Consider the following 26,752-nt stretch of genomic DNA (forward strand, 5'->3'; position numbering starts at 1 on the left):
TTATGCATACAAAAATTCTCGGAACTGGTAGTTATCTACCAGTGCAGGTGCGTAGCAATCAAGATTTGGAAAAAATGGTGGAAACCAGTGACCAATGGATTGTTGAACGTACAGGTATTTCAGAGCGTCGCATCGCGGCGCAAGACGAAACTGTCTCAACTATGGGCTATCAGGCGGCATTAAAGGCGCTCGAGATGGCCGGCATAGAAGCATCAGAGTTAGATATGATCATTTGTGGCACCACCAGTGCGGCAAATGCGTTCCCTGCGGCGGCCTGTGAAATCCAAGCCATGCTCGGCGTACATACCATTCCAGCCTTTGATATTGCGGCGGCTTGTTCAGGTTTTGTGTATGCCTTATCCGTGGCGGACCAATTCGTTAAAAATGGTACCGCGAAAAAAGTATTAGTGATTGGTGCTGACGTATTATCCCGTCTGTGTGAGCCAGAAGACCGTACTACTATCATTCTGTTTGGGGATGGTGCAGGTGCTGCGGTTATCGGCGCTTCCGATGAGCCAGGGATTATTTCAACCCATATTTATGCCGATGGTCGTCAAGGTGACTTACTCAAGTGTGCCTTCCCACCTCGTCAGGGGGAGACCTCTGAAGCGGTTGGCTTTATGACCATGAAAGGTAATGACGTCTTTAAAGTGGCGGTGACTCAGTTATCCCATGTCGTTACTGAAACATTGCGCCTGAATAATATCGATAAGTCGGAAATCGACTGGTTGGTTCCCCATCAGGCTAACTTCCGCATTATTAATGCCACGGCGAAAAAGCTAGATATGAGCTTAGATAAAGTGGTGTTAACCCTTGCTAAACACGGTAATACCTCGGCGGCGTCGGTACCGATTGCCTTAGACGAAGCTGTGCGTGATGGCCGGATCCAACGTGGCCAGCTATTGCTACTTGAAGCCTTTGGTGCCGGTTTTGCGTGGGGCAGTGCGCTCGTCCGTTTTTAACCGTATCTGGATACGACTAAATTCCTAATTATCGTTATCTTGGTTTGCTGTCCAAGATAACGGTTTAGTGTTCAATAAATTAAGTTCGCCATAGGTAATTTGATATGGAAAATGTTGCTTTTGTATTCCCAGGCCAAGGTTCACAGGCTCTAGGCATGTTAGCCGAGCTGGCTGGTGCACAGCCGATTGTGGGACAAACCTTTGCCGAAGCGAGTGAGTTGTTAGGGTATGATCTGTGGGCATTAGTGCAAGACGGCCCCGTTGAAACCTTAAATGAAACCGATAAAACCCAACCTGCTTTATTAGCGGCAAGTGTGGCCATTTGGCGCGCTTACGTTGCTTCAGGTAAAGCTATGCCTGCGATGTTAGCGGGTCACAGTCTAGGTGAATATTCTGCATTAGTTTGTGCTGGTGTCATCGACTTTAAAGATGCGATCAAACTGGTTGAGCTACGTGGTCAACTGATGCAGCAAGCCGTGCCAGCGGGTACTGGTGCTATGTACGCGATTATCGGTCTTGATAATGACGGTATTGCTAATGCGTGTATTGAAGCTGCCCAAGGCGAAGTGGTGAGCCCAGTTAACTTCAACAGCCCAGGTCAAGTGGTTATCGCCGGTCAAAAAGAAGCGGTTGAACGTGCTGCTGCGGCCTGCAAAGCGGCGGGCGCCAAAATGGCGGTTGCCCTGCCTGTCAGCGTGCCATCACACTGCGCATTAATGAAACCTGCTGCTGATAAACTAGCCCTTGCTTTAAACGATGTGCAGTTTAATGCGCCAAACATCACTGTTATCAATAACGTAGATGTGGCATCACCCACTGAGGTTGCCGACATTAAAGATGCGCTGGTTCGTCAACTGCATTGCCCAGTGCGCTGGAGCGAAACCGTTGAATTAATGGCCGAAAAAGGTATTACACAGTTAGTTGAGTGTGGTCCTGGTAAAGTATTGACAGGTCTTGCGAAACGCATTAATAAATCTCTTTCTGCCCAAGCAGTTAATGACGTTGCATCCCTTGCCGCGTTAACTGAATAAGGAGTTTGTATGAGTATCAATCTGAGTTTAGCGGGCAAAGTTGCCTTAGTGACAGGCGCGAGCCGTGGTATCGGCCGTGCGATTGCTGAAACCTTAGTCGAAGCCGGTGCGATTGTGGTAGGAACTGCCACAAGTGAGAAGGGCGCCGCAGCAATTCAAGAATATCTGGGTGACAAAGGTTTTGGTTTAGTGCTTAATGTTACCGATAGTCAATCCGTCACCGATTTATTCGATTCGATCAAAGAAAAAGCGGGTGATGTTGATATTCTAGTCAACAACGCGGGTATCACCCGTGATAACTTGCTGATGCGAATGAAAGATGATGAATGGAACGATATCATCGATACCAACCTGACATCATTGTTCAGACTATCAAAACCTGTGATGCGTACCATGATGAAAAAGCGCTTCGGCCGGATCATCAATATAGGTTCAGTGGTAGGCACTATGGGCAATGCAGGTCAAGTTAACTACTCGGCAGCAAAAGCTGGTTTGATCGGATTTACAAAATCTCTTGCAAGAGAGGTTGCATCTCGTCAAATTACAGTTAATGCTATCGCTCCTGGATTTATCCAGACCGATATGACTGATGAGCTGACCGAAGATCAGCAAAAAGCTATCATGTCTCAGGTTCCGATGGAACGATTAGGGCAGGCGCAAGAAATTGCCAATGCCGTACTCTTCTTGGCGTCGGATTCTGCCGCTTATATCACAGGCGAGACTTTGCATGTGAATGGCGGAATGTACATGGTTTAAGGGCGGATGGCAGGGATACTGTCGCAACTGAGTAGTGATCTGTATCAATTGGTCGCTAAATTTCGTGGTTAGACCACGAAAACTAAGCTTGCATTGTCAGCCAAATCTAATAAACTACTCGCAATCTTACGCAAGTGCGTAATTTGAATAGGAAAGAAAACTAATGAGCAACATCGAAGAACGTGTAAAGAAAATCATTGTAGAGCAACTGGGCGTTAAAGAAGAAGACGTTAAACCAGCGGCATCTTTCGTTGACGATCTGGGTGCAGATTCTCTGGACACTGTTGAGTTGGTTATGGCTCTGGAAGAAGAGTTTGATACCGAGATCCCTGATGAAGAAGCTGAAAAGATCACTACTGTTCAAGCAGCGATCGATTACGTTTCTAAGAATCAGTAATTCTGAATTCTAGAGAACAGGCGGCAAATATGCCGCCTGTTTTTGTTTTAGCCCCGCCTCATTCTGCAATAGTGCCATTCAATCGTCTCTGGAACCTGTGCTGCATTTGTCCATGAGATGCTCGCCGCAGATTGGCGAAGACTCTTTATGATAGAAACACCATTATCTGTCATAACCTTATCTATTTAGCATTAAAAGGTGACTGCCGTGTCTAAACGTCGTGTAGTGGTAACCGGTTTAGGGTTAGTAACTCCCGTGGGTAATACTGTCGATACTACTTGGAAGGCGCTGCTTTCGGGTAAGAGTGGTATTGCACCTATAACCAAATTTGATGCCAGCGAATTCACCACTCGTTTCAGTGGTTCTGTAAAAGATTTTGATGTTGAGCAGTACTTAACTAAAAAAGACGCCCGTAAAATGGACCTCTTTATTCAATATGGTATGGCTGCTGGCATCCAAGCTATCCAAGACTCGGGTCTGGATATGAGCAAAGAAAACCCAGGCCGCGTCGGTACCGCTATCGGTGCGGGCATGGGCGGTATGTGGCTGATTGAACAAAACCACAGCGCGCTATTAAGCGGTGGCCCTCGTAAAATTTCGCCTTTCTTCGTGCCAAGCACCATTATCAACATGATTGCCGGCCATTTATCGATTATGTACGGTATGACAGGTCCTAACTTTGCCGTCACGACCGCTTGTACTACTGGTGTGCACAACATCGGTTTTGCGGCGCGCACTATCGCCTATGGCGATGCTGACGTGATGGTTGCCGGTGGCGCTGAAGATGTGACTTGTCCATTAGGCGTTGGTGGTTTTGGCGCGGCCAAAGCCCTATCAACCCGTAATGATGACCCAACGGCGGCTAGCCGTCCGTGGGACAAAGACCGTGATGGTTTCGTCATCGGTGATGGCGCGGGTGTGATGGTGATGGAAGAATACGAACATGCTAAAGCGCGCGGTGCGACCATTTATGGCGAACTCGTTGGCTTTGGTATGAGCGGTGATGCGTTCCACATGACATCGCCTCCAAGCGATGGTGCGGGCGCTGCGGCGGCTATGGTTAATGCGGTGAATGATGCCAAGCTGCCATTTGAAAAAATTGGTTATATCAATGCGCACGGTACTTCAACACCTGCGGGCGATAAAGCCGAAGCGGCAGCGGTGAAATCTGTATTTGGCGACCACGCTTATAATCTGCTAGTTAGTTCGACTAAGTCTATGACGGGTCACTTGCTGGGCGCTGCGGGTGCGGTTGAAGCGATTTTCACTTTGCTTGCGCTGCGCGATCAAGCCGTACCGCCGACCATCAACCTCGATAATCCAGACGAAGGTTGTGATTTAGACTTCGTGGCACACACTGCCCGCGATGTGAAGTTAGATTACGCCCTGTGTAACTCCTTCGGTTTCGGTGGCACTAACGGTTCATTGCTGTTTAAGAAAGTCTAAATAGCGATAAGCTCGATAAAAAATGCGCCTATGGGCGCATTTTTTATGCTCGAATTGTGCCGAATATCACTTTCTAACATGCTGATATCCTAAGGGTTAACCTTTGTTCATCCTACTTGTTTAATCTTACTTGGCGCCGATAATGACAGGCATACTCCGTCTAAAAGGAAGCTTGTCATGCTAAACCCTCTGGTGATCCCGCTTGTGCCTATCGTTGGGGCGGTAACTGCTAATTTAACCGAATTAATTCGTGGTGAATCTAAAGCTTGGCATCCTAATATGGATATCGGCATGAAGACCTTCACCTTTGCGATTGCAGCATATGTGCTGGTGTGGTTCGCCTTATTGGTGACTGCCATCAGCGTCGGTGGTAACAACCATTTATCGTCTGGATTTGAAGTGATTGGGCTGTTTCTATTTGGACTAGGGCTTTATACCTTTGGTAAAGGGACTCGCTTTGTTAGCCGCCAATTACAGCTGTGGTTGTATCGCTTAGCGTTGCCGGGATTATTACTCTCCTGTGGGCTGATAAGCTACTTTGGCTAAATCGGTTATCTTCGCCAAGACAATCGCAATTATCTTTACGCTATTGACCATTTCTATCGTAAACTCAACTTATTGCAAAATCATTGAGCCACAGAGGCTGAATAAGTTGAGGTTATATGGCTGGTATCGATAGACAAATTACCCTGAGATTTTTGTCTGAGCCTGCGGATGTGAATTTTGGTGGTAAGGTTCACGGTGGCGCTGTGATGAAATGGATTGACCTTGCGGCCTATGCCTGCGCTGCGGGTTGGAGTGGTAAATATTGCATTACCGCCTATGCGGGGGGGATCCGCTTTGTTCAACCGATCCTCGTGGGCAATATTGTCGAAGTCAGCGCTAAGGTGATTTATACCGGCAAGACCTCGATGCATATCGGTATTGATGTGCGGGCAGGGGATCCTAAGGTCTCTGAGCGCCATCTCACGACTCATTGTATCGTTATCATGGTTGCCGTGGATGAAAACGGACAACCGACACCCGTGCCTGAATGGGTGCCACAGACTGAGCATGATATTCATCTGCGTGATTCTGCGCTGCGCTTAATGGAAATGCGCAAGAAAATTGGCGCCGAAATGGAAGCCCACGTGCAAAAGTGATTTTGGCTCGTGATAAAAAGCAAAGGCGCCAGTGTGCGCCTTTGTTGTTTCTGTCGAACACTGCGTTTGCTGCCGAGGGCATTTTTACTCTGACGCTTGCCTAAGCGAGTGCTACACTGCGCGCCAGCGTTTTTTGCTACGGATTGACCCTTTAAGTTGAAACACTTGCTCGCATTTTTTTAGTTTAGGTCGGGTCTTTCTCGGAGTAACATAAGCGCGCGTTCTGCGTGTCGTTAGTCCATTGTTATCAACTCAGTGTTGTCAATTGGGCGATGTTAATGAACGCAGTACAAATGTGTGGTGTAAAACGTTTCACCTTGTTTATCAATCAAAGGAATTCCTCATGGCAAAAGTCGCATTTATTGGTTTAGGCGTAATGGGTTACCCCATGGCAAGACACTTACTCAACAAGGGCCATGAGGTTACTGTGTATAACCGCACTTTTGCCAAGGCACAAACCTGGGTCGAGAACTACGGTGGTCGTTGCTGCCCAACGCCTAAAGAAGCGGCTATTGGCCAAGATATTGTTTTTACCTGCGTAGGCAACGATAACGACTTGCGTGAAGTGGTATTAGGCAATGATGGCGTGATCCATGGTATGGCGCCAGGCACAGTATTAGTTGACCATACGACGGCATCTGCCGATGTGGCCCGTGAATTACATAAAGTGCTGGCCGAAAAAGGCGTCGATTTTCTCGATGCGCCAGTATCGGGTGGCCAAGCTGGCGCCGAAAATGGCGTACTGACCGTGATGGTCGGTGGCGATCAAGCCGTATTCGAGCGTGTTAAGCCCCTTATCGAAGCGTTTGCGCGCTGCGCAGAGCGTTTAGGTGAGGTTGGTGCAGGCCAGCTCACTAAGATGGTCAACCAAATTTGTATCGCAGGTGTGGTTCAAGGCCTTGCCGAAGCACTGCAATTTGCCCGTAAGGCTGGTCTTGACGGTGAAAAAGTGGTTGAGGTGATCAGTAAAGGCGCGGCGCAAAGCTGGCAGATGGAAAATCGCTACAAAACCATGTGGGGCCAAAGCTATGATTTTGGTTTTGCCGTCGATTGGATGCGTAAGGATTTGGGCATTGCCCTAGAAGAAGCTCGCCGCAATGGTTCGCACTTACCCTTAACCGCGCTTGTGGATCAGTTTTATTCTGAAGTTCAAGCCATGGGCGGTAATCGTTGGGACACCTCAAGCTTGTTAGCGCGTTTTGAGAAAAACACTAAGTAGGTTGTTGCCTAATAGATGACCATCATAAATTTGATGGCATCAAAAAGCCCAGTCATGCACTGGGCTTTTGCATTGATGGGGGATAAAGACCGATTAGTCTACCCAGCGAATATGGGTGACTAAACTGTGACTCTCGCCGGGAGCCAGCGTTAATTTATCTTCAAGCACATTGGCGGCTTCAAGACACACCATGGTCAGATAATCATCGTCATTAAAGCGGGCAAGGCGAGTCGATTTTTCAATCCAAGGGTTCCACAGCACGGCCGAGTGGCTATTTTCGCGGCTCACTTCAATCACGCCTTGGGGCGTATGTAAGTGTTGAACTGGACCTAGCTTGGTATAAACGCGGTCGGTTTCGCGGTCAAATAGCACATCATCTGTCGTTTGCGGATAAGGCCCTTCGGCAAACTCAATATATTGAGCGCCACTAAAACCAGTGGCTTTAAGCTGGTGAATATCTTCAATCGGAAAATAGCTGTGTAGTGCTTGGGTAAGCGTTACGGGCACATCGCCAAGGTTAGTGTTAACTAAGCTGATACTTAGGGTTTCACCTAAGGTAAAGAGTACGTTGACTTGGGTATGGTGCGGCCAAAAGACCTTGTCTTCTTCGCTGATCGTTAAACTGAAACGCAAATCCACCAGTTGATTCCGCATCTCAACCGACTCGAGTGTCCAAATACGGGTGCGGGCAAACCCATGTTGTGGAAAATTAGCTTGATTGCTCATGCCAAACCAAGGCCAGCAGACGGGTACACCGCCACGGATCCCATTACCGGGTTGATAGTCATCCGCCGAAGACACCCATAACAAGGGCGGCTTACCTACGGGTTGAAAATGGTCGATTTGCGCGCCCTGTAAAAAAATCCTTGCTTGGCATAACGCAGTGTTTACTTCGACATAATCGAGTCCGTTTGCGTGTTTTTTGGTGGTAACAGAACCCATAGTAACAATATCCTCAACCTGATGACGTATCAGCAATACAGACACTTAGCTTACAAACTTTTGCACTTGAGCATAAGCCTTTGTTGCGATCAATTTACGGTTTCGCTGTTCGATTGTGTAAACAAAAGTCACTGCACAGAGTCTCAGATGCTTCCTTTTTCAACAGATTTAGCTAAAGTGGTCAGAGCACTTAGTCCATTGCCATAAAACAAGAAAGGGAAGCGATTATGCCAGTCTATCAAGCACCACTGCGTGACTATCAATTTATCCTCGATGAAATGTTGCATATTTATCAGCAAGATGCTCTTAAAGGCTTCGATGAAATCGACCCTGATCTGGTCGATGCCATCCTGCAAGGTATGGCGGATTTTAGTACTGAGGTGATGTTGCCGTTAAATAGCGTGGGGGATGTGCAGGGCTGCAAACTCGTGGATGGCAAAGTGGTTACCCCAGAAGGTTTTGCCGACGCCTATCAGCAGTTTGTCGACAATGGCTGGCCGACACTGACTTGCGATCCCGCCTATGGTGGTCAAGGACTGCCCGAAGTGGTCGGGATTTTTGCGACCGAGATGCAAACCTCGACCAACATGGCCTTTGCCATGTATCCCGGCCTTACCCATGGCGCCTATTCGGCCATTCATGCCCACGGCAGTGAGGCACTTAAACAGAAATATTTAGCCAAATTAGTGAGTGGTGAATGGACTGGCACCATGAACCTCACCGAATCCCATGCCGGAACCGATTTAGCGCTATTGCGCACTAAGGCCGTTCCCGCGGCGGACGGCTACTTTGCCATCACTGGGGAGAAAATTTTTATTTCCTCGGGCGACCATCAATTTACCGATAACATAGTGCATCTGGTACTCGCCCGCTTACCCGACGCGCCCGAAGGTGTGAAGGGGATTTCACTGTTTGCCGTGCCCAAAGTGTTAGTGAATAGTGATGGCAGTTTAGGTGAGGCGAACAGCCTCTATGCTAGCGGTCTTGAGCACAAAATGGGGATCCACGGCAACTCAACCTGCGTGATGGTATTTGAGGGGGCACTCGGTGAGTTAGTCGGCGAACCCCACCAAGGGCTGCGCGCTATGTTTACCATGATGAACCAAGCACGCTTAGGTGTTGGGATGCAGGGGTTAGGCGTGTCCGAAATCGCCTATCAAAATGCCTTAGCCTATGCCAAGGACAGATTGCAGAGCCGCGCCATTAGTGGGGCTAAGGCGCCCGAAAAAGCCGCCGATCCGATTTTGGTTCACGGTGATGTGCGCCGAATGTTGTTATCGCAAAAAGCCTTTAACGAAGGTGCCCGTGCACTCGTTGGCCAGCAGGCTCTGTGGCTCGATGAGGCTGAGCGCCATAGCGATCCTGCCAAGGCGAAAGTGGCTGCCCAGTTAGCGGCCTTATTTACCCCAGTGGTGAAAGGCTTTATCACTAATCGTGGCTTTAATGCCTGTGTGGATGCCCAGCAAGTGTTTGGCGGTCATGGCTATATCCACGAGTGGGGAATGGAGCAGTTTGTGCGTGATAGCCGCATCGCTTTGATTTATGAAGGCACGAATGGCATTCAGGCGCTCGATTTAGTTGGGCGTAAGCTGCTGAGCGATCGCGGCGCTGCCATGCAGCAATGGTCAGCGCTAGTGACTGAGTTTATTCAATCACAGGGCAAAGATCCGCAAATGCAGCCCTATGTGAGCGGGCTAATGGATTGCGCCACCGATTTACAAAAGGCGAGTGGTTATTTAGCGACCCATGCGGCGAGCAATCCCGACATTATCGGCGCGGCATCGATGGCGTATTTGGAGTTATTTGGCATTACCGCCCTCGCGTGGATGTGGGCGCGTATGGCTAAGATTGCCCTGACTGCGCTCGAAAATGGCACGCAAGAGACCGACTTTTACCAGGCTAAACTGAAAACGGCGGACTTTTATATGGCGTATTGGGCCGTGCAAAGCCGCAGCCTGCGTAAACAGTTGGAGCAGGCGAGTGAGATGTTAACAACGCTCGATGACGCTATTTTTTAAGTCTTTACATTCAAAGCGTTATAGCTAATAAAAACAGTAAAAAGCCAGCAGAGTGATGCTGGCTTTTTGATGCTGGCGTTGGCCTAGATAAGAATTGCGCTCTTGCATTTGAGTGACTCGCCCATCTTTACAATTGTTACAAAACCCCGCCGATGTAAATTTAAATGAGAATTATTGTCATCTATGATTCAAACTTTATAATGACGCCAACTTAAGATGACAGGAGTAGACCACTGGTCTACTCGAGGTTGGGGGACTTTGTGAAATCTCGTTTTGCCTATTCAATACTAACGCTTGCCCTGATGCCGCATTTGGGTTTTGCGGTAGAGCCTAACGCTCAAGAGAGCAAACCCGAGCAAGAAAATGCTTCAGCGGCACAATCCGCTACCCAAGCAAGCACTCAAGCTTTAGCGCAAACCAATGTGCAGACTGACACTAAAGCGCCCGAGCATATTGTGGTGCGTGGTCGCGCCATGCAAATGTACGTCGATAAAGAGACGGAAATCGGTACAAAAACGGCGGTTAATGTGATGGAGCTGCCGCAGTCGGTACAAGTGCTGACCGAGCAACTGATTGACGACCAAGCCGCTCGCAATATTACCGACTTATACCGCTCCATTGCTGGGGTGAGTGAATTTAGCTATTCCGGTGTGACCTTTCGTGGCTTTCGCGATGATGCCAACGTGTTTTACGATGGCGTGCGTGGCGATCCGTATTCGGGCTTTTCGGTGCCACAACTGTTCAACGTGCAGCGGGTTGAAGTGCTAAAAGGCCCCGCATCGGCACTCTATGGCGGCGGTGAACCCGGCGGCATGATCAACTATGTCACTAAAAAGCCGACATTTGTGGAGCGTAAAGAGCTCACCCTAAGCACGGGCAGTTACGACATGATGGGCGGCTCGCTGGATTTCACTGGCGGCTTAACTGAGGATTTAGCCTATCGTTTAGGGGGCTATTATCAGCAGGAAAATAGCTTTCGTAACAATGCCGATAGCATGAATGCCGAAGTGGCGGGTGGCTTACTGTATGAAATCAGTGAAGATACCAAGCTCACCACCACATTCGATCTGATCAAACAGGATTTGGGCGGTAATCGACTCCGTGGTGTACCCGTGGATGATGCGGGTAATTTTTTGGTTGACCCATCCTACAATGCCAACGAGAAGAGCGACTTCCAAAAGATGGATGCTTTGGTGCTGCAAGCGATTCTCGATCATCAATTTACGGATGATTTTTCGGTGAAAACGCAGCTCCGTTATCTCACGAATGACTCCGAACAGCAGTACCACGAGTCCCGAGGTTGGGTCGATGTCAACGGTGACGGCAAAGCTAACAGCGCGGATGGCACGATCAAACGTGAATATCGGGTGCAAGCCCGTGCTAATGATGAAATCAGTTTAACCAATGATTTCGTCTATCGCTTCGATGCCTTAGGTTTTGAGCATGAGTTCCTGTTCGGCGGCGATTATCACTATGTTGAAACCGAGTACCATTACAAACTGGCGACGGATAAAACCGGCGTCGGTAACCTGAATATTTATGAGCTTAACTACGGTGAGACTGACCCTAGCACTTATCAGTTAAAAGACATGGATACTGACGGTACCCGTGCCAACCGCTTTGGCCTGTATCTGCAAGAGCATCTGCATTTTAACGAACAGTGGTCATTGATTGCAGGCCTGCGTTTTAGTCAGTTTGAAGATTACAACAAGAAGACCGGATTCTCCTTTAGCGATAATGCCATTACCCCAAGGGCGGGCCTGAATTATCGTCCACTCGAGTCTATGTCTTTTTACTTGAACTATTCAGAGAGCTTTAGTCCCGCTTCATTGAGCGATCAGGAGCAGGAAGGGGGCGATGGCTATCTTGATCCAGAAACCGGTAATCAAATTGAGCTTGGGATGAAAAACGAGTGGTTGGATGGCCAGTTTATGACCACGCTTGCGCTCTATCGTATTGAAAAACAAAACGTGGCTCAGGCGAACCCACTCGATACTGGCAAGGATGATGGTATCCCTGACTTAGTGAATTTAGGCGAAGTGCGCAGTCAAGGCGTCGAATGGACGCTGGTGGGGGACTTAACCGATAACCTGACCATGACCGCCAACTATGCCTATAACGATACCGAAGTGATCAAAGGCGTGACCAACGACAGCCTGACCAACACCTTCGGCGACGGTAAACGTTTTGCCAATGCGCCGCGCCATCAAGCGGGGTTATGGACGCGCTATGATATTCAAGCGATTGATTCGGCCATCGCCTTTGGGATGGACTATGTGGGCGAGCAATTTAGCCTCAATGGTCAAACGGTAAAACCCCATACTGTGTTTGATATGAGCTGGACGACCCAGTGGGACCAAACCCAAGTGCGCGTAAATCTGAAGAATATTTTCGATAAGGAATATGCTGTCAGTGGATTTAGTGAGCGCAATGGCCATTTCCCTGGCGAGCCTCGCAATGTCACGCTTGAACTGAGCCATAAGTTCTAGTGGGATAGGCCCTTGTAGATAACGAGCTAACTCGGGTTAGCTCGTTATCTTTTACTCGATATTTATTTGATAACTCGCTCATCTCTTTCTCATGTTTTCTCATGCGAATGTGCTGCCAAGGATTTGTTTTATCCTGTGCGGCTGGCATGGTTAATCATTCTCTCTCACTAGCACCCTTAATCATCCCGTGATTGGCGAGTCGCCCACGCCAGATGATAACGCCTGCATCATGTATATCATTCGCAGCTTATTTTAATTTCCGATTACCACGATTGATTCTATCCGTTTTTTGCTATCGCAATCTTTGTTTAGACTGAGCTTATCTATTCTCCATTGCGTCTTTGTTGCGATAAGGTCTGTTATGCCGCCGATTAGCCATTTATCTTCTGCCTCTCAATCTGTTGCTGCGCCGAAAGTGGCGTTAATTGCAGAAGGTGGCGGCCAGCGTGGCATTTTTACCGCAGGCGTACTCGATGCTTGGCTTGAGGCGGAGTTTGACCCCTTCGACTTATTGATTGGCACCTCTGCAGGCTCGCAAAACTTGACTAGCTTTTTAGCCAGACAAAAGGGTTACGCCAAAAAACTAATCCGGGGGCTAACCCGCCATAAACGTTTCTATCAACTAGGGCGCGGTCTGATTGGTGCTAATGTTATCGATCTCGACTGGTATTTCGAGCAGACTCAGTGTGGCAGCTTTAAGCTGGATTTAGCCGCGGCGAGTCAATCCCTCAATGGGCGAGAACTCCTTATCACCACCACGCGAGTTAGCGATCGCCAAGGGTATTTCTTGAGTCCAACCAGTCATGAGCACTGGCGTGAGTTACTTAAAGCCTCTAGCGCATTGCCTTTTTTATATAAACAGGGAGTGAAGTTAACGCCTTGGCTAGGGATTGAATCTGCTAATCATAGCGATGCGACACTCGAACCCGAGCAAGACTTTTACCTCGATGGCGGTTTAGCGGCGCCACTGCCCGTGCGTGAGGCGTATAAACGGGGTGCTCGCAAAATTGTGGTAGTGAGGACGGTCAATGCAGACTTTCAAGCTCAATCGGCTTGGGTACATAAGCTTAAATCGTGGATCTGTGTTTCTGGTTTTTGCCCTAAGACCATTGATTACTTAGTGCAACATGAAGAGGCCTATCAAGCCGAGTTAGATTTTATTGCTAATCCTCCCGATGATGTGGAAATTGTACAGATTTTTGCGAAGGCACCATTACAGAGCAAGTTGTTAGGTAGCACAGATGCGGATTTACTGATTGATTACCAGCAAGGGATAAAGGCAGGGAAGGCGTATCTTGCAACGTCCTCTTGGCAAATTTCCAAGGTTAAAGATGTGACGCCCGTTTCACCACTGGCGATATCGGCCTAGGTCATGGAGTCACTGCCCAGAGCACTTAAGGCGATATTGCTTGGCCGTCTTTGCGTTTGCCTAGCGTGGCAGAGCTAGCTCCCATTCTTAAAGAAATGAGTTAAAGATAAAAGCCACCCAAGGGTGGCTTTTATCTTGATGACATGCGTTGGCGATTAATAGCTGGCGGCATGCACTGAGCGTACGGCACGGCCCGATGGGTCGATAATGCCACGTAAGCTTTCGTCCCATGCCAGTGCTTCTGGAGTAGAGCAGGCGACTGACTTGCCACCGGGCACAGTTTCGGCCGCGCTAGCTAAGGGATAATGCTCTTCAAAGAAACAACGGTAGAAATAGGCTTCCTTGGTTTCTGGCGTGTTGTACGGGAAGCGGAACTTCGCGTTGGCCAGTTGCAAGTCGTCTACTTGCTCAGCGGCATGGGCCTTCAAACCATCGATCCATGAGTAACCCACGCCATCGCTGAATTGCTCCTTTTGACGCCAGGCGACTTCTTTTGGCAATTTATGCTCAAAGGCTTGGCGCAGAATGTGTTTCTCAATCCGGCCATCCTTAGACATTTTTGCCTCAGGGTTGATACGCATTGCCACATCCATAAATTCCTTATCGAGGAAAGGTACTCGGGCTTCGAGTCCCCACGCCGCCATGGCTTTGTTGGCACGCAGACAATCGAACAGATGCAGTTTATCCAGTTTACGCACGAGTTCCTCGTGGAAGGCCTGCGCGTTTGGCGCCTTATGGAAATACAAGTAACCGCCAAAGAGTTCATCGGCACCTTCACCCGATAACACCATTTTGATCCCCATCGCCTTGATTTTACGGGCCATCAGGTACATAGGTGTCGCGGCACGAATGGTGGTCACATCATAGGTTTCTAAGTGGTAGATGACTTCCTTAATCGCATCTAAACCCTCTTGGAAGGTAAAGTTGATCTCATGGTGAATGGTACCAATCGCATCGGCAACCTTTTTAGCGGCGGCTAAATCGGGTGCGCCCTTTAAACCCACGGCAAAGGAGTGTAGCTGTGGCCACCAAGCGCCACTTTGATCGTCATCTTCGATACGGCGTTTGGCAAAGGTTTGGGTAATCGCCGAGATCACCGAGGAATCTAAACCGCCAGACAATAACACGCCGTAGGGCACGTCGGACATCAATTGGCGCTTAACTGCGGCTTCGAGGGCATCACGTAATTCTTCCTGACTGGCGCCGTTATCTTTCACCGCATCAAAGCTCTGCCAATCGCGAGTGTAGTATTGCACTGGCTCATCTGTGGTTGAGTACAGATATTGCCCTGGCTGGAATTCGGCCACGGTTTTACAGACGGGCATCAGCGCCTTCATTTCGGAGGCAACGTAGAAGTTACCCGCCGCATCACGCCCTGTGTAGAGCGGGATGATGCCCATATGATCGCGGCCAATAAGGTAGGCGTCTTTGGCTTTATCGTAGAGTACGAAGGCGAAAATACCGTTTAATTTATCAAGAAATTCAGTGCCGTATTCTTGGTATAGCGCCAAGATCACTTCGCAGTCAGAATTGGTTTGATAGCTGTATTTATCGCCGAGTTGGGCTTTGAGCTCTTTATGGTTGTAGATCTCACCGTTGACCGCGAGGATAAGGCTGCCGTCTTCAGTAAGCAGTGGCTGCGCACCGTGTTCAATATCGACAATCGCCAAGCGTTCATGGGCCAAAATCGCTTTATCGCTGGCGTAAATGCCTGACCAATCTGGGCCGCGATGGCGCATCAGTTTGGACATTTCCAGTGCTACTTGGCGCAGCTCTTTCGCATCGGATTGAATATCTAAAATTGAAAAAATCGAACACATAATGCAACTCCTAAACCGCTGTATTTCATTTGAGGATGTCTCAATTGAGTATCAATGTGCCAGCGATTCGGGATTTTGCCAAATATTATTTTTGATGATTCGTTCGTTTTTAGGTGTTTTAAGTGAGTTTGTCGTGTCTTTAAATTGCTTTTGATTGATGTTTATTTAAATAATTTGGTATTTTTGTGAATAAAGCGTTTTTACTTATTGGTTGCAAAGCGGGATATTGGTAAATACGTAATGTTGACTCAAGAAAATCCGTTTTTGGAAAAATCATCATAAATGTGAGCAAGATAGTGATCCAAGCGCAAATGTTGCTGATTTAATAACCAGCTTGTCGGCGGTCATTGCGCGTGTTGTGACATTCAAGGTCAAACTGTGAGCCTAAAGTGGGGCGGCTCATAAAATAATAAGGCACCTCTCAAGGTGCCTTATGGGATTTTTCAGCGATGAATCGTTTTCAAGTGCTTACTTTGCGGCCGTGGCAAGTTCCGTTTTGGCAGGACGCAGGCTGTTAAACTCGGTGCCTTGATAATAGCCAGGCCAATCTTGGCTGTTGCCTAAGCTGCGAGTCACTTGATAGTAAACTTCGAGATCTTGAATCGCACCGCTCAGATCCCAGTCTTCATGGTATTCGTCGCAGACATTGTGGTAGCAGCCTTTCATGGTCGCTTGCATTTGAGTCTTATAGCTTGCTGTTGCGGCATCTACGGGTTCGCTGCCGCCACCGGCAAAGACCGCTGGCACGCCAAGTTTGGCAAAGCTGAAGTGATCAGAGCGGAAGAAACCACCCGATGCAGGATTCTTTTCACCCAAAGCAATACGGTTTTGCTGTTTGGCGGCATCGACTAAGTAGTTTTCAAGCTCGGACTTACCTTTACCGACGATAGTGAAGTCCTTGGTTTTTCCATAGATATTGGTGCTATCTAAGTTGAGCACTGCCACTGTTTTATCAATGGGATAGATAGGGTTGGCAGCGTAATAGCGTGAGCCGAGTAAACCTTGCTCTTCACCCGTTGTCGCGATAAAGGTCACCGAGCGAGCTAAGCCGTGGCCCTGTTTGGCGTTATCGGCCAGTTGTCTGGCGATTTCTAAAATGCCCGCAATGCCCGATGCGTTGTCCATGGCACCGTTGTAAATTTTATCGCCTTCTTTACTGTCATCTTTGCCAATGTGGTCCCAGTGGCCCGTAAACAGGATTTGCTCATCGACTTGCTGAGTGCCGGGAAGGGTGGCGACAACGTTATAGCTGTTGGCGTATTCGGCTTTGTTTTTAAAGGCGATGTTGGCCGTTTGCTCAAGGGGTAAGTTAATCGGACTATCGGCGGCGCGCGCCATCAGCGTTGGTAGGGATAAACCCGCTTTTTCAAATAATTGTGTAGCAGCATCTAAGGTTAACCAGCCTTCGACTTGCACGCGACTGTCTTGCTCGGCTTTGCTGAGGACTAAATCTTGTTGCGCGCCAGTCCAGCTGTTTTCAACCACGGACCAAGGATAAGACGCAGGCTCAGTATCGTGAATGATCAATGCCCCGAGCGCGCCTTGGCGGCTCGCTTCTTCAAATTTGTAGCTCCAGCGACCATAGTAGGTCATGGCTTTACCGTTAAACTTACCAGAGTCAGGGCGGGCAAAACCGGGATCATTCACAAGGATCACCGCAATTTTCCCTTTCATATCCACATCTTGGTAATCGTTCCAGCCATATTCGGGCGCATTTACACCGTAGCCAACAAACACTAAGGGTGCGTTTTCGATATTGACGCCGCCATTATCGTGGCGACTATTTAAGACGATATCTTTGCGAAAGGTTAACGGCAATCCTGCCAAGCTGATTTGCTGCGCCTCGTCGGCGGTATAACTCACCATAGGTACAGGTTGTAAAAAGCTGCCTTGATAGGCGCCTTTGAGTCCCATTTCGGCAAAGGCGTTAGACAGATAGTCTAAGGTGAGCTTTTCACCGTGGGTGGTGGGGGCGCGGCCTTCAAACTCATCGGAGGAAAGGTTTTTAATATCGTCTCTAAAGCGTGCTTCATTCATTTGCACGGGTTTCAGGGCTGCACTGCTGTTGGCATCGGGCTGGGCCGAATTAGGGCTGCAGGCGCTGAGCATGGCTAGCGCGCAGACAGGATACAAACGTCGCATAGGTTAATCCTACTGTTGTTTTTAGGGCGTATTTCACGCATATATCAAAGGGGTATGTCGCGCCTTATCATGAAGCAAGCGCTTATGGGGGACAAGGGAGAGCCAGGGGGAAAAATGTTACTTAATGTTGCTTTACCGTATCGAGTCTGTTGTGGTTCTCAGCACGCTAAGGTGCTGAGAATCGGGCGATTTAAGGATTAAACTACATCAATATCGCCGGCACAGGCGAATACATGATTGGGGCGGAAAGGCTCTTTATCGATATCTTCAAGCTTACTCACGCCGCTGGTGACCAGAATGGTCTCAAGCCCCGCTTGAAACCCCGCCAGAATATCGGTGCGCATATTGTCGCCAATGATCACGGTATTTTCGGAATGACCGTCGATATGGTTGAGCGCCGAGCGGATAATCCACGAGCTGGGCTTGCCCACATAAAAGGGCTTTTTGCCAGTAATCCGCTCTATCGGAGAACACAGTGCGCCGCAGGCCGGACTGTAAGCGGGGCCGTGGGTGTCGGGATTGGTGGCAATAAAACGGGCGCCGCGGGCGACAAATCCGGCGGCCTTATGGATCATATCCCAGTTATAGGAGCGGGTTTCACCGACAATCACGAAGTCGGGATTGATGTCAGTAATGGTAAAGCCTGCCTTGTAGAGCTCATGGGTGAGCGCGCCTTCACCAATCACAAATGCTTTACTGCCTTCCTGATGCTTTAAAAAGTCGGCGGTGGCCATGGCAGAGGTGTAAAAACATTCTTCTGGTACGTCTATCCCGGCGGCGCTGAGGCGATTTTGCAGATCTTTGCCCGTTTGTACCGGGTAATTGGTCAGAATAACGAGGGGATTGCCTTGGTCGAGAACGCGGTGGATAAATTTATCACTGCCGGGGATCAGCTTATTGTCGTGCAGGAGTACACCATCGATATCGCAGATAATATTTTTCATCTAATAGTCTCTTGTATGCCGAACAAAATCACTTTTCGTTAGCTTATCTAATGCCACATTAGGCGAGAAAACAATGATTTTGTATGACAAGACGAAAAAAAAGAGACCCTTAGGGTCTCTTTTTTTTCGTGAGGCAGTGTTTAATCGGGGGCGTAGCCGTTAGGTCCGATTAACGTGCCATCGAGATAGGCTTGGCCGTCCTGCATCTTGAGGCGTTGATGGCTGAACCATTTCACCACTAAAGGATAAATCGCATGCTCTTGCTCATGGACACGAGCGGCGAGCATCTCAGCGGTATCATCTTCATAAACAGGGACTTTTGCCTGTAAAATCACTGGACCTGCATCCAGCTCTGGGGTGACAAAATGCACACTGGCGCCATGTTCAGTGTCTTTCGCATCGATGGCGCGCTGGTGGGTGTTTAATCCGGTATATTTAGGCAGCAATGAAGGGTGGATATTGATCATGCGTCCTAAGTAACGATTCACAAAATCGTTGGTCAGAATACGCATAAATCCGGCCAACACGATTAAATCGGGTTGGTACTTTTCAATCGTTGCCATTAACCGTGCATCGTAATCAGAGCGAGATTCACCTGAATGAGCAATCACGCAGCTGGTATCAATTTCACTATGATGGGCGCGAATTAAACCGTAGGCATCGGGTTTATTACTGATCACTCCGACAACTTCGGCCTGCAGATTATCGTCACAACCGTCGATAACGGCTTGCAGGTTACTGCCATTTCCGGAAATTAATACAACTACACGACAGCTTTGGGGCATTACAGGATCTCCACTTGCTCTTCATTGCCTTCGCGAGCAGCGATAGCACCGATTAGCCAAGCTTGTTCGCCTTCGGCGGCGAGCAGTGCCAGTGCGGCATCAACTTTATCGGCTGGCAGCGCAACGATCATGCCGACACCACAGTTAAAGGTGCGGTACATTTCATATTCTGCAATGTTACCGTTTTCCATTAACCAATTGAAAACAGCAGGCCATTGCCATGAATCACCTTGGATAACGGCTTTGCAGTTTTCAGGCAGTACGCGGGGGATGTTTTCCCAGAAACCGCCGCCAGTGATGTGCGCCATTGCGTGCACGTCCGATGCTTCGATCAGCTTGAGCAATGATTTAACGTAAATTTTGGTTGGTTCTAACAGATGTTGGATCAATGGCTTGCCATTGAGGTCCTGTTGAGGATCCGCTTGGCTGACTTCTAATACTTTACGAACTAATGAATAGCCATTTGAATGAGGACCGCTTGAGGCTAAGGCGATCAGCGCATCACCCGCAGCCACTTTACTCCCGTCAATGATGTCGGCCTTTTCAACCACGCCCACACAGAAACCTGCGAGGTCGTAATCTTCGCCTTCATACATGCCTGGCATTTCAGCGGTTTCGCCGCCGATTAACGCACAACCAGATTGGAAACAACCTTCGCCGATGCCGTTAACAACAGAGGTTGCTGTTTCTACATCGAGCTTGCCTGTTGCGTAGTAATCGAGGAAAAACAACGGCTCAGCGCCTTGAACGATCAAATCGTTCACACACATGGCCACTAAGTCGATACCGACTGTGTCGTGTTTTTTGTAATCGATAGCTAAACGCAATTTAGTACCAACACCGTCGGTGCCTGACACTAAAACAGGTTGCTTGTATTTAGTGGGTAATTCACACAATGCGCCAAAACCACCTAAGTTGCCCATTACCTCTGGACGACGGGTACGTTTAACAGCCGCTTTAATGTTACTTACCAGTGCATTACCAGCATCAATATCAACGCCAGCGTCTTTATAGCTCAGTGGGGTAGGAGTGCTCACGGAGGATCCTCTCGGGTACATCGTTATTGGATTTTTATGCGGCGGTATTCTACCAGCTTGTGCTAGGGGTCGAAAGCCATGATTTGGATTTATCGACTTGTCGGGAGTATTTTTAGCTTCACAGAGTGATATTTCACATTTTCTATCCTGCAATTGGTCATAAAATAGCGTCTTAATGGGTGTATCTTAAGCGATAGGCAATAATTCTTGGGATATTGCTCACGATTAGCTCGAATGGCAAAACTTTATGTTTTACCCAATAAACAAATCATCTAAAATCTGAAAAATTTGCCTAAGATATTTCGCGAACAACAGTAGGAGAGAAAAATGAAAGTTGTCGAGGTTAAACACCCGTTAGTGCGTCACAAAATCGGCCTGATGCGTGAAGGTGACATTAGCACTAAACGTTTCCGTGAGCTAGCCGCCGAAGTGGGCAGCTTGTTAACCTATGAAGCTACCGCAGATTTCGAAACCGAAACTGTTACGATTGAAGGCTGGAATGGTCCAGTGGATGTGGATCAGATCAAGGGCAAGAAAGTGACTGTTGTGCCTATCCTGCGTGCAGGTTTAGGCATGATGGATGGCGTACTTGAGCATATTCCAAGTGCGCGTATTTCGGTTGTGGGTATTTACCGCGACGAAGAAACCTTAGAGCCTGTGCCATATTTTGAGAAGCTGGCCAGCGACATGAACGAGCGTATCGCGCTGATCGTTGACCCTATGCTGGCAACCGGCGGCTCTATGATTGCGACTATCGACCTGCTGAAAAAACGCGGTTGTACGTCGATTAAAGCCCTAGTGTTAGTCGCTGCGCCTGAAGGGATTAAAGCCCTTGAAGCGGCTCACCCTGATGTAGAGCTGTATACTGCGGCTATCGACAGATGCTTAAACGAGAAGGGCTACATTCTGCCTGGTTTAGGCGATGCGGGTGATAAGATTTTTGGTACCAAATAATTTGTTGATTTAGTTTTTACCATTAAAAAAGGGAGCATTAGCTCCCTTTTTTAATGCGCTTTTTCCTAATGACTCTTGAGTTGTGATATTTCTGCGTGTTAATGAATTGTTGAGTTGGAGCGGTGGCAGTGCTATTTTTCTGCGTTTAATGATATGCCTAGCATTAATCATTGTTTTTGGTTGAGGCTAAGACGAATGTGCACGGAGAATGCATTTAATGGATTTTGTTCCAAATTATGATAATTACACCTTGGATGAACTGATTGATGTCCAAAGAAATATCAATCGGGACAAATATCCTGATAGAGCGGCAGTAGTTGATGCACTTATCTCGCTAAAACTTCAGGATCCTGAGATTAAATCGATCATGGATAAACAAGCGGAATCAGAAAAGTACGCTACGTTTGGTCTTCGATTTTGGTCCTCTATAATCGATAGCGTAATCATCAGTATTTGTTCTGTGATTATTGTATCTGCGATTACGCACGTAGCGCCCGTATTCCAAGTCGCATTAAATTATTTCGATACTTGGAAATTTGCATTGTATTCCGTGCTGCTCCACACCCTTTATGGTCAAACATTTGGGAAAATGATCTTTGATATCAAGGTAGTTGACTATAAAACTGAAGGATCCATTAGTCTTAATCAAGCGCTATTAAGGGATAGTGTTCCCATCATCATGTTAATTTTACTTGTGTTTTTCAGTGTATTTTTCCCGCTTGAGACTACAGAGGATTTGTCGAGTTGGAAGCTTTATACCATCATAGGTTTAAGTATTTCTTTTCTTATCTGGCATCTGCTCGAAATCATTACCATGTTATTTGATGAGAAAAACAGAGCCATTCATGACTATTTAGCCGGGACGGTCGTTATTCGTAGCTGACTTGTGTGCCTAGCAAATAAAAAAGCGTGGAATTATCCACGCTTTTTTATTTTAGCGCCTATGAGTCTAGGCCCTAGAGCACCATGGCGGCAATCCATCCAAAGACCAGCAGGGGAATATTGTAATGAATAAAGGTTGGGATCACGCTGTCGCGAATATGGTCGTGCTGACCATCGGCATTTAAACCCGATGTGGGGCCTAATGTTGAGTCAGACGCAGGTGAGCCCGCATCGCCCAATGCCGCAGCGGTACCCACGAGTGCGATAGTCGCAGGCACCGAAAAACCGAAGCTTAAGGCTAAGGGGACGTAAATCGTCGCGATAATCGGAATGGTCGAGAAAGACGAGCCAATGCCCATAGTGATCAAAAGGCCGACCAGTAACATCAAAAAGGCGGCGAGGGCTTTATTGTCGCCAATCAATGAACTTAATGACGAGACAAGCGTGCCGACTTCGCCGGTTTCTTTGACTACCGCAGCAAAGCCTGCGGCGGAGATCATGATAAAGCCTATATTGGCCATCATGCGCACGCCTTGAGTGAAAATATCTTGATCGGCAACGTGCTTTAGCGCGCCTGAAAAACTGAAGATCATAAAGCCGACTAAGGCGCCGAAGATCATCGAATCGGTTTCTAGTTGCACAAACAGGGTCGCCAGAATCGCAAATGCGGCGATAGCGATATTGCGTTTATTGAGGGTCTCTTCAGACTCTGCGGTCAGGACCTTAGCTTCATCGTAAACCCTAGGTTTGCGATAGCTGAAAAATACCGCGATCAGCAAGCCGACCACCATCCCAGCAGCGGGGATCAGCATGGCGGGGGGAATTTGATCGCGTACGGCGACCAATCCATTGCCCGTCAGATTAGAGAGCAAAATATCATTCAAGAAAATCCCGCCAAAGCCCACGGGTAAAATCATGTAGGTGGTCACAAGGCCAAAGGTCAGCACGCAGGCGACCAGACGGCGGTCGATATTCAGCTTAGTCATCACATGCAGCAGCGGCGGCACGAGTATCGGAATAAAGGCGATATGGATCGGCAGGATATTTTGCGATGCCATCGACATCAGGAGCAGGGATAACAACAATAACCAGCGCACCCAGTTGGTGTTGGTGGCATTGGGGTCTTTGCCAAGGCTTTTAATGATGGAGTTGGAGATCAGTGTCGTTAAGCCTGAATGGGATAGTGCTACGGCAAACGCACCGAGTAAGGCGTAGCTGAGGGCGATTTGTGCACCGCCACCTAATCCCGTATTGAAGGCATCAATCGTTTGATGCAGATCCATTCCCCCTACTAAACCGGCAACGAGGGCACTGATGGTGAGGGCAATAACCACGTTCACCCTCGCCAAACTGAGGGCTAACATTAAACACACAGCAATAACGACTGCATTCATAGACAATATCTTAATTCTGTAAACCAAAGGGACTATTTTTGACTGCAAAGGCCGTGTCTGTCCAGTTTACGGCGGCTTAATCTGAAAAATATCTGAAAATGTGAATTGGGTGGGTTTTTACTGTTAGACGAATGTGTTCTCGTACGCTTACCACGCGTCCAGATTGCTCTATCCTTAAGCAGTAGTGTCAAAATGCCCTTGAAAAATGTGATATTGGTCTTAAATAGGTTGTAAGGCAAAACGCACGACTTATAATGCCTAAAGATTTGATTGGTAAGCTCCCTCAAATACACTCGCGCAAATCGGTGCTAGCGTGTTTAAGGGATGTTTTACTTTAATAGTTAGTTCAACTCATAGATGGAGATATAAAATGAGCGTATTAGTAGGCCGTCCGGCTCCTGATTTTACTGCTGCAGCTGTATTAGGTTCTGGCGAAATCGTAGATAGCTTTAACTTAACTGCGGCCATCAAAGGTAAGCCAGCGGTTGTATTTTTCTATCCACTTGACTTCACTTTCGTTTGTCCATCAGAGTTGATCGCTTTCGATCACCGCATGGAAGAGTTCACTAAGCGTGGTGTTGAAGTGATCGGTGTGTCTATCGATTCTCAATTCACTCACAACGCATGGCGCAACACCCCAGTAGAAAAAGGTGGTATTGGCCAAGTGAAATACACTTTAGTTGCTGACGTTAAACACGACATCTGTAAAGCATACGATGTTGAGCACCCAGAAGCTGGTGTGGCTTTCCGTGGTTCATTCCTGATCGACAAAGAAGGTATGGTACGTCACCAAGTAGTTAATGATCTGCCATTAGGCCGTAACGTTGACGAAATGCTGCGTATGATCGACGCTCTGCAATTCCACGAAGAGCACGGTGATGTTTGCCCAGCAGGTTGGGAAAAAGGCGACAAAGGTATGAACGCAAGCACTGAAGGTGTTGCGGCTTACTTAGCAGAAAACGCAAGCTCTCTGTAATTTGCTGATTTTCTTGTAATAAAAAAGCTGCCTCAGGGCAGCTTTTTTATTGGGCGTGTGACAGCGGTTATAAGCATTAACGCTTATTCCTCACCATCTGTATCCTCTGACTCACCAGCGGTTAAGAGTGGCCAACCGCCTAAGTGCTTCCAGCGGTTGACTATATAGCAAAACAGCTCCGCGGTACGCTCGGTATCGTAAAGTGCTGAATGAGCTTCCTTATTATCGAAGGGGATCCCCGCCATGATGCAGGCTTTGGCCAGCACGGTATGGCCGATAGCTAGACCTGCGAGTGTTGCAGTATCAAAGGTAGCAAAAGGGTGGAAGGGTGAGCGTTTTAAGTCACAGCGCTCAATCGCTTTACTCACAAAACCATGATCGAAGGCGGCATTGTGCGCCACGATAATACTGCGGTGACAATCGGAGGCCTTCTGCGCTTTTTTTACTGCTTTAAAAATCTCTAAAAAGGCTTCTTTTTCGCTTACTGCGCCGCGCAATGGATTGGTGGGATCAATACCATTAAAGGCCAGTGCCTCGGGTTCTAAGTTGGCGCCTTCAAAGGGCTCAATATTGAAATGCAGGGTTTTATCAATGCCGAGCAAGCCTTCATCATCCATTTTTAGCAGCGTGACGGCTATTTCCAGCAACGCATCGGTTTGAGAGTTGAAGCCCGCGGTTTCGACATCTATCACTACCGGAAAGTAGCCTCGAAATCGGTGTTTCAATTTGTTTGCGTCGCTAATATCGCTCATTAAAGTACCCAAGAAAAATGATAGGGCGCTATTATGCTAAATGAACTAGGATGTGTCATGTTTGATTGGTGGTTTTATGAGCTAAAGGAACTAAAAAGTTTGCCGATAAAACTTCGTAACCGAATAAACACGAGTAAGGGCTATGTGGCGAAAACTGATATTAGTATCAATTTTATGCGTTCCAGCAACTGCAATGGCAGAGTTGCGCCACTATGTGGCCTCTTTGGGTGAATCCCAATGGCGAGTCAGTCAAAACAGCCCCATCGTGTGCCGTCTTGAGCATGATATTCCGTCCTACGGTAAGGCGATTTTCACCAGCGAAGCGGGTAAACAGTTAAATCTTAACTTTACCTTGGACATGTGGGTGAAACCGGACCAAGTCACACAGGCGACCTTGATGAGCCGTGCTCCCCAATGGCGTCCTGGCGTGGTGTCGAAAGAAATCACTTCATTACGTTACCAAAAGTACTTTAATGGTGAAGTGCCAAAACGTGCCGCTTGGTCGATGTTGAGTGAGTTGAGCCGTGGCATGGAACCAACGTTTTATTATGCCGATTGGTATAACCAGTCCAATAAAATTGCTGTAGGGCTGTCGGCGGCGAACTTTGGCCGTAAATATGCTGAGTTTAAGTCATGCCTATCACATTTATTGCCCTATAGCTTCGAAGATATTGCCTTTACCGTACTTAATTACGAAGAAGGTGGAACCGACTTAACGCGGTTTTCGCAGCAGCAACTTTCGCGTATCCAGGAATATTTGTCCTACGATCCGGATGTGGAGTTGGTGTTAGTCGATGCCTATACCGACAGTTACGGTGGCCGCTCCGTTAACCAAAAAGTCTCGGACAAGCGAGCTGAATCGGTAAAAGATTTCTTTGTCGCCAGTGGGATCCCACTGGATAGGATTGTCACCGTCGGCCATGGTGAGCGCCGTCATGTGGCGTCGAATGACGATATTGAGGAGCGAGCACTCAATCGCCGCGTGGTTATTCGGATCAGTAAGCCGCTAATGTGAGTTATTGTCTCTAAGTTAATGCCCATAGCTTATCGCTTACAGGATAGCGTTAGGGCTCGATGAAATAAGCCACAAACAACAATACCAAGTCTTCGGACTTGGTATTGTCATGTCTGAAGCGTGCATCTCGCGAATGCATGCGTGTTATTCCAATCTCAATCATTCAAGCTATACCAATCGTATTAAATATCTGTTCATTCAGCGGGAGTTAAACGGGCTTTAGACAAGGCGAAGGCTTGAAGGCATAGTGGCGCTCTGTCGAAAGCCTTAAACGCAGTAT

At 47.9% G+C, this 26,752-nt stretch carries 23 protein-coding genes; 15 read left to right on the forward strand and 8 right to left on the reverse strand.

Annotated elements, in window-relative coordinates; all coding sequences use genetic code 11:
• Positions 1–2: 2 nt before the first annotated feature.
• The 8 genes from L2713_RS14050 to L2713_RS14085 all read left to right on the forward strand — a co-directional run bounded on the left by L2713_RS14050 (position 3) and on the right by L2713_RS14085 (position 6,953).
• Complete coding sequence (locus L2713_RS14050; RefSeq protein WP_011626536.1) at positions 3–962, forward strand: beta-ketoacyl-ACP synthase III; 960 nt, start codon at positions 3–5, stop codon at positions 960–962.
• 104 nt (positions 963–1,066) lie between these two features.
• The gene (gene fabD, locus L2713_RS14055; RefSeq protein ID WP_248968306.1) at positions 1,067–1,993 is read left to right on the forward strand and encodes an ACP S-malonyltransferase; all 927 of its coding nucleotides are present in this window, start codon (positions 1,067–1,069) and stop codon (positions 1,991–1,993) included.
• A gap of 9 nt (positions 1,994–2,002) precedes the next feature.
• The gene (fabG, locus tag L2713_RS14060) at positions 2,003–2,749 is read left to right on the forward strand and encodes a 3-oxoacyl-ACP reductase FabG (RefSeq protein WP_011623152.1); all 747 of its coding nucleotides are present in this window, start codon (positions 2,003–2,005) and stop codon (positions 2,747–2,749) included.
• 163 nt (positions 2,750–2,912) lie between these two features.
• The gene (acpP, locus tag L2713_RS14065) at positions 2,913–3,146 is read left to right on the forward strand and encodes an acyl carrier protein (protein ID WP_006081231.1); all 234 of its coding nucleotides are present in this window, start codon (positions 2,913–2,915) and stop codon (positions 3,144–3,146) included.
• A gap of 207 nt (positions 3,147–3,353) precedes the next feature.
• Positions 3,354–4,592 (forward strand): beta-ketoacyl-ACP synthase II, encoded by a 1,239-nt coding sequence (fabF, locus tag L2713_RS14070; protein ID WP_248968307.1) that lies wholly within the window; start codon positions 3,354–3,356, stop codon positions 4,590–4,592.
• A gap of 177 nt (positions 4,593–4,769) precedes the next feature.
• Positions 4,770–5,138 (forward strand): hypothetical protein, encoded by a 369-nt coding sequence (locus tag L2713_RS14075; protein WP_248968308.1) that lies wholly within the window; start codon positions 4,770–4,772, stop codon positions 5,136–5,138.
• A 116-nt stretch (positions 5,139–5,254) separates the two neighbouring features.
• The gene (locus L2713_RS14080; protein ID WP_011623149.1) at positions 5,255–5,734 is read left to right on the forward strand and encodes an acyl-CoA thioesterase; all 480 of its coding nucleotides are present in this window, start codon (positions 5,255–5,257) and stop codon (positions 5,732–5,734) included.
• A gap of 343 nt (positions 5,735–6,077) precedes the next feature.
• The gene (locus L2713_RS14085) at positions 6,078–6,953 is read left to right on the forward strand and encodes an NAD(P)-dependent oxidoreductase (RefSeq protein ID WP_248968309.1); all 876 of its coding nucleotides are present in this window, start codon (positions 6,078–6,080) and stop codon (positions 6,951–6,953) included.
• A 93-nt stretch (positions 6,954–7,046) separates the two neighbouring features.
• On the opposite strand, the gene L2713_RS14090 is transcribed toward L2713_RS14085, so the two are convergent.
• Positions 7,047–7,895, reverse strand: coding sequence for a D-hexose-6-phosphate mutarotase (locus tag L2713_RS14090; RefSeq protein WP_248968310.1), 849 nt, complete (start codon positions 7,893–7,895; stop codon positions 7,047–7,049).
• Positions 7,896–8,122: 227 nt separating this feature from the next.
• On the opposite strand from L2713_RS14090, the gene L2713_RS14095 reads away from it, so the two are divergent.
• From L2713_RS14095 to L2713_RS14105, 3 genes are all read left to right on the forward strand, one after another.
• On the forward strand, positions 8,123–9,913 hold the full coding sequence (locus tag L2713_RS14095) for an acyl-CoA dehydrogenase C-terminal domain-containing protein (RefSeq protein ID WP_248968311.1): 1,791 nt from the start codon (positions 8,123–8,125) through the stop codon (positions 9,911–9,913).
• 260 nt (positions 9,914–10,173) lie between these two features.
• The gene (locus tag L2713_RS14100) at positions 10,174–12,402 is read left to right on the forward strand and encodes a TonB-dependent siderophore receptor (RefSeq protein WP_248968312.1); all 2,229 of its coding nucleotides are present in this window, start codon (positions 10,174–10,176) and stop codon (positions 12,400–12,402) included.
• A gap of 361 nt (positions 12,403–12,763) precedes the next feature.
• Positions 12,764–13,771: a patatin-like phospholipase family protein gene (locus tag L2713_RS14105; RefSeq protein WP_248968313.1), complete on the forward strand. Its 1,008-nt coding sequence runs from the start codon at positions 12,764–12,766 to the stop codon at positions 13,769–13,771.
• Positions 13,772–13,926: 155 nt separating this feature from the next.
• Here L2713_RS14105 and asnB read toward each other — a convergent pair whose 3' ends face one another.
• The 5 genes from asnB to purM form a co-directional block, all read right to left on the reverse strand.
• Positions 13,927–15,591, reverse strand: a complete 1,665-nt coding sequence (asnB, locus tag L2713_RS14110; RefSeq protein WP_248968314.1) for an asparagine synthase B — start codon at positions 15,589–15,591, stop codon at positions 13,927–13,929.
• A 468-nt stretch (positions 15,592–16,059) separates the two neighbouring features.
• Positions 16,060–17,733, reverse strand: a complete 1,674-nt coding sequence (locus tag L2713_RS14115) for a M28 family metallopeptidase (RefSeq protein WP_248968315.1) — start codon at positions 17,731–17,733, stop codon at positions 16,060–16,062.
• A gap of 197 nt (positions 17,734–17,930) precedes the next feature.
• Positions 17,931–18,677, reverse strand: coding sequence for an HAD-IIA family hydrolase (locus L2713_RS14120; RefSeq protein WP_011626525.1), 747 nt, complete (start codon positions 18,675–18,677; stop codon positions 17,931–17,933).
• A 140-nt stretch (positions 18,678–18,817) separates the two neighbouring features.
• Positions 18,818–19,462, reverse strand: coding sequence for a phosphoribosylglycinamide formyltransferase (gene purN, locus L2713_RS14125; RefSeq protein ID WP_011623140.1), 645 nt, complete (start codon positions 19,460–19,462; stop codon positions 18,818–18,820).
• The gene (purM, locus tag L2713_RS14130; RefSeq protein ID WP_011623139.1) at positions 19,462–20,499 is read right to left on the reverse strand and encodes a phosphoribosylformylglycinamidine cyclo-ligase; all 1,038 of its coding nucleotides are present in this window, start codon (positions 20,497–20,499) and stop codon (positions 19,462–19,464) included. The genes purN and purM overlap by 1 nt, the downstream gene beginning before the upstream one ends.
• A gap of 327 nt (positions 20,500–20,826) precedes the next feature.
• On the opposite strand from purM, the gene upp reads away from it, so the two are divergent.
• Together upp and L2713_RS14140 are read left to right on the forward strand one after the other, a co-directional pair.
• Positions 20,827–21,453: a uracil phosphoribosyltransferase gene (gene upp / locus L2713_RS14135; RefSeq protein ID WP_011072698.1), complete on the forward strand. Its 627-nt coding sequence runs from the start codon at positions 20,827–20,829 to the stop codon at positions 21,451–21,453.
• A 217-nt stretch (positions 21,454–21,670) separates the two neighbouring features.
• Positions 21,671–22,336, forward strand: a complete 666-nt coding sequence (locus tag L2713_RS14140; RefSeq protein WP_248968316.1) for an RDD family protein — start codon at positions 21,671–21,673, stop codon at positions 22,334–22,336.
• 73 nt (positions 22,337–22,409) lie between these two features.
• On the opposite strand, the gene L2713_RS14145 is transcribed toward L2713_RS14140, so the two are convergent.
• A complete protein-coding gene (locus tag L2713_RS14145; protein ID WP_248968317.1) occupies positions 22,410–23,729 on the reverse strand; it encodes a Na+/H+ antiporter family protein in 1,320 nt (439 codons plus the stop codon).
• 370 nt (positions 23,730–24,099) lie between these two features.
• Between L2713_RS14145 and L2713_RS14150 the strand changes: the two genes are divergently transcribed.
• Positions 24,100–24,705: a peroxiredoxin gene (locus L2713_RS14150; protein ID WP_011623136.1), complete on the forward strand. Its 606-nt coding sequence runs from the start codon at positions 24,100–24,102 to the stop codon at positions 24,703–24,705.
• An 83-nt stretch (positions 24,706–24,788) separates the two neighbouring features.
• Here L2713_RS14150 and rnt read toward each other — a convergent pair whose 3' ends face one another.
• Positions 24,789–25,457, reverse strand: coding sequence for a ribonuclease T (gene rnt / locus L2713_RS14155; RefSeq protein ID WP_248968318.1), 669 nt, complete (start codon positions 25,455–25,457; stop codon positions 24,789–24,791).
• 142 nt (positions 25,458–25,599) lie between these two features.
• Here rnt and motY point away from each other — a divergent pair, with 142 nt between their 5' ends.
• Entirely contained in the window at positions 25,600–26,472 is an 873-nt protein-coding gene (gene motY / locus L2713_RS14160; protein WP_248968319.1) for a flagellar protein MotY, read from the forward strand.
• Positions 26,473–26,752 lie beyond the last annotated feature (280 nt).

The sequence above is a fragment of the Shewanella seohaensis genome, assembly GCF_023283775.1.
GTDB classification, from domain to species: Bacteria; Pseudomonadota; Gammaproteobacteria; order Enterobacterales; family Shewanellaceae; genus Shewanella; species Shewanella seohaensis.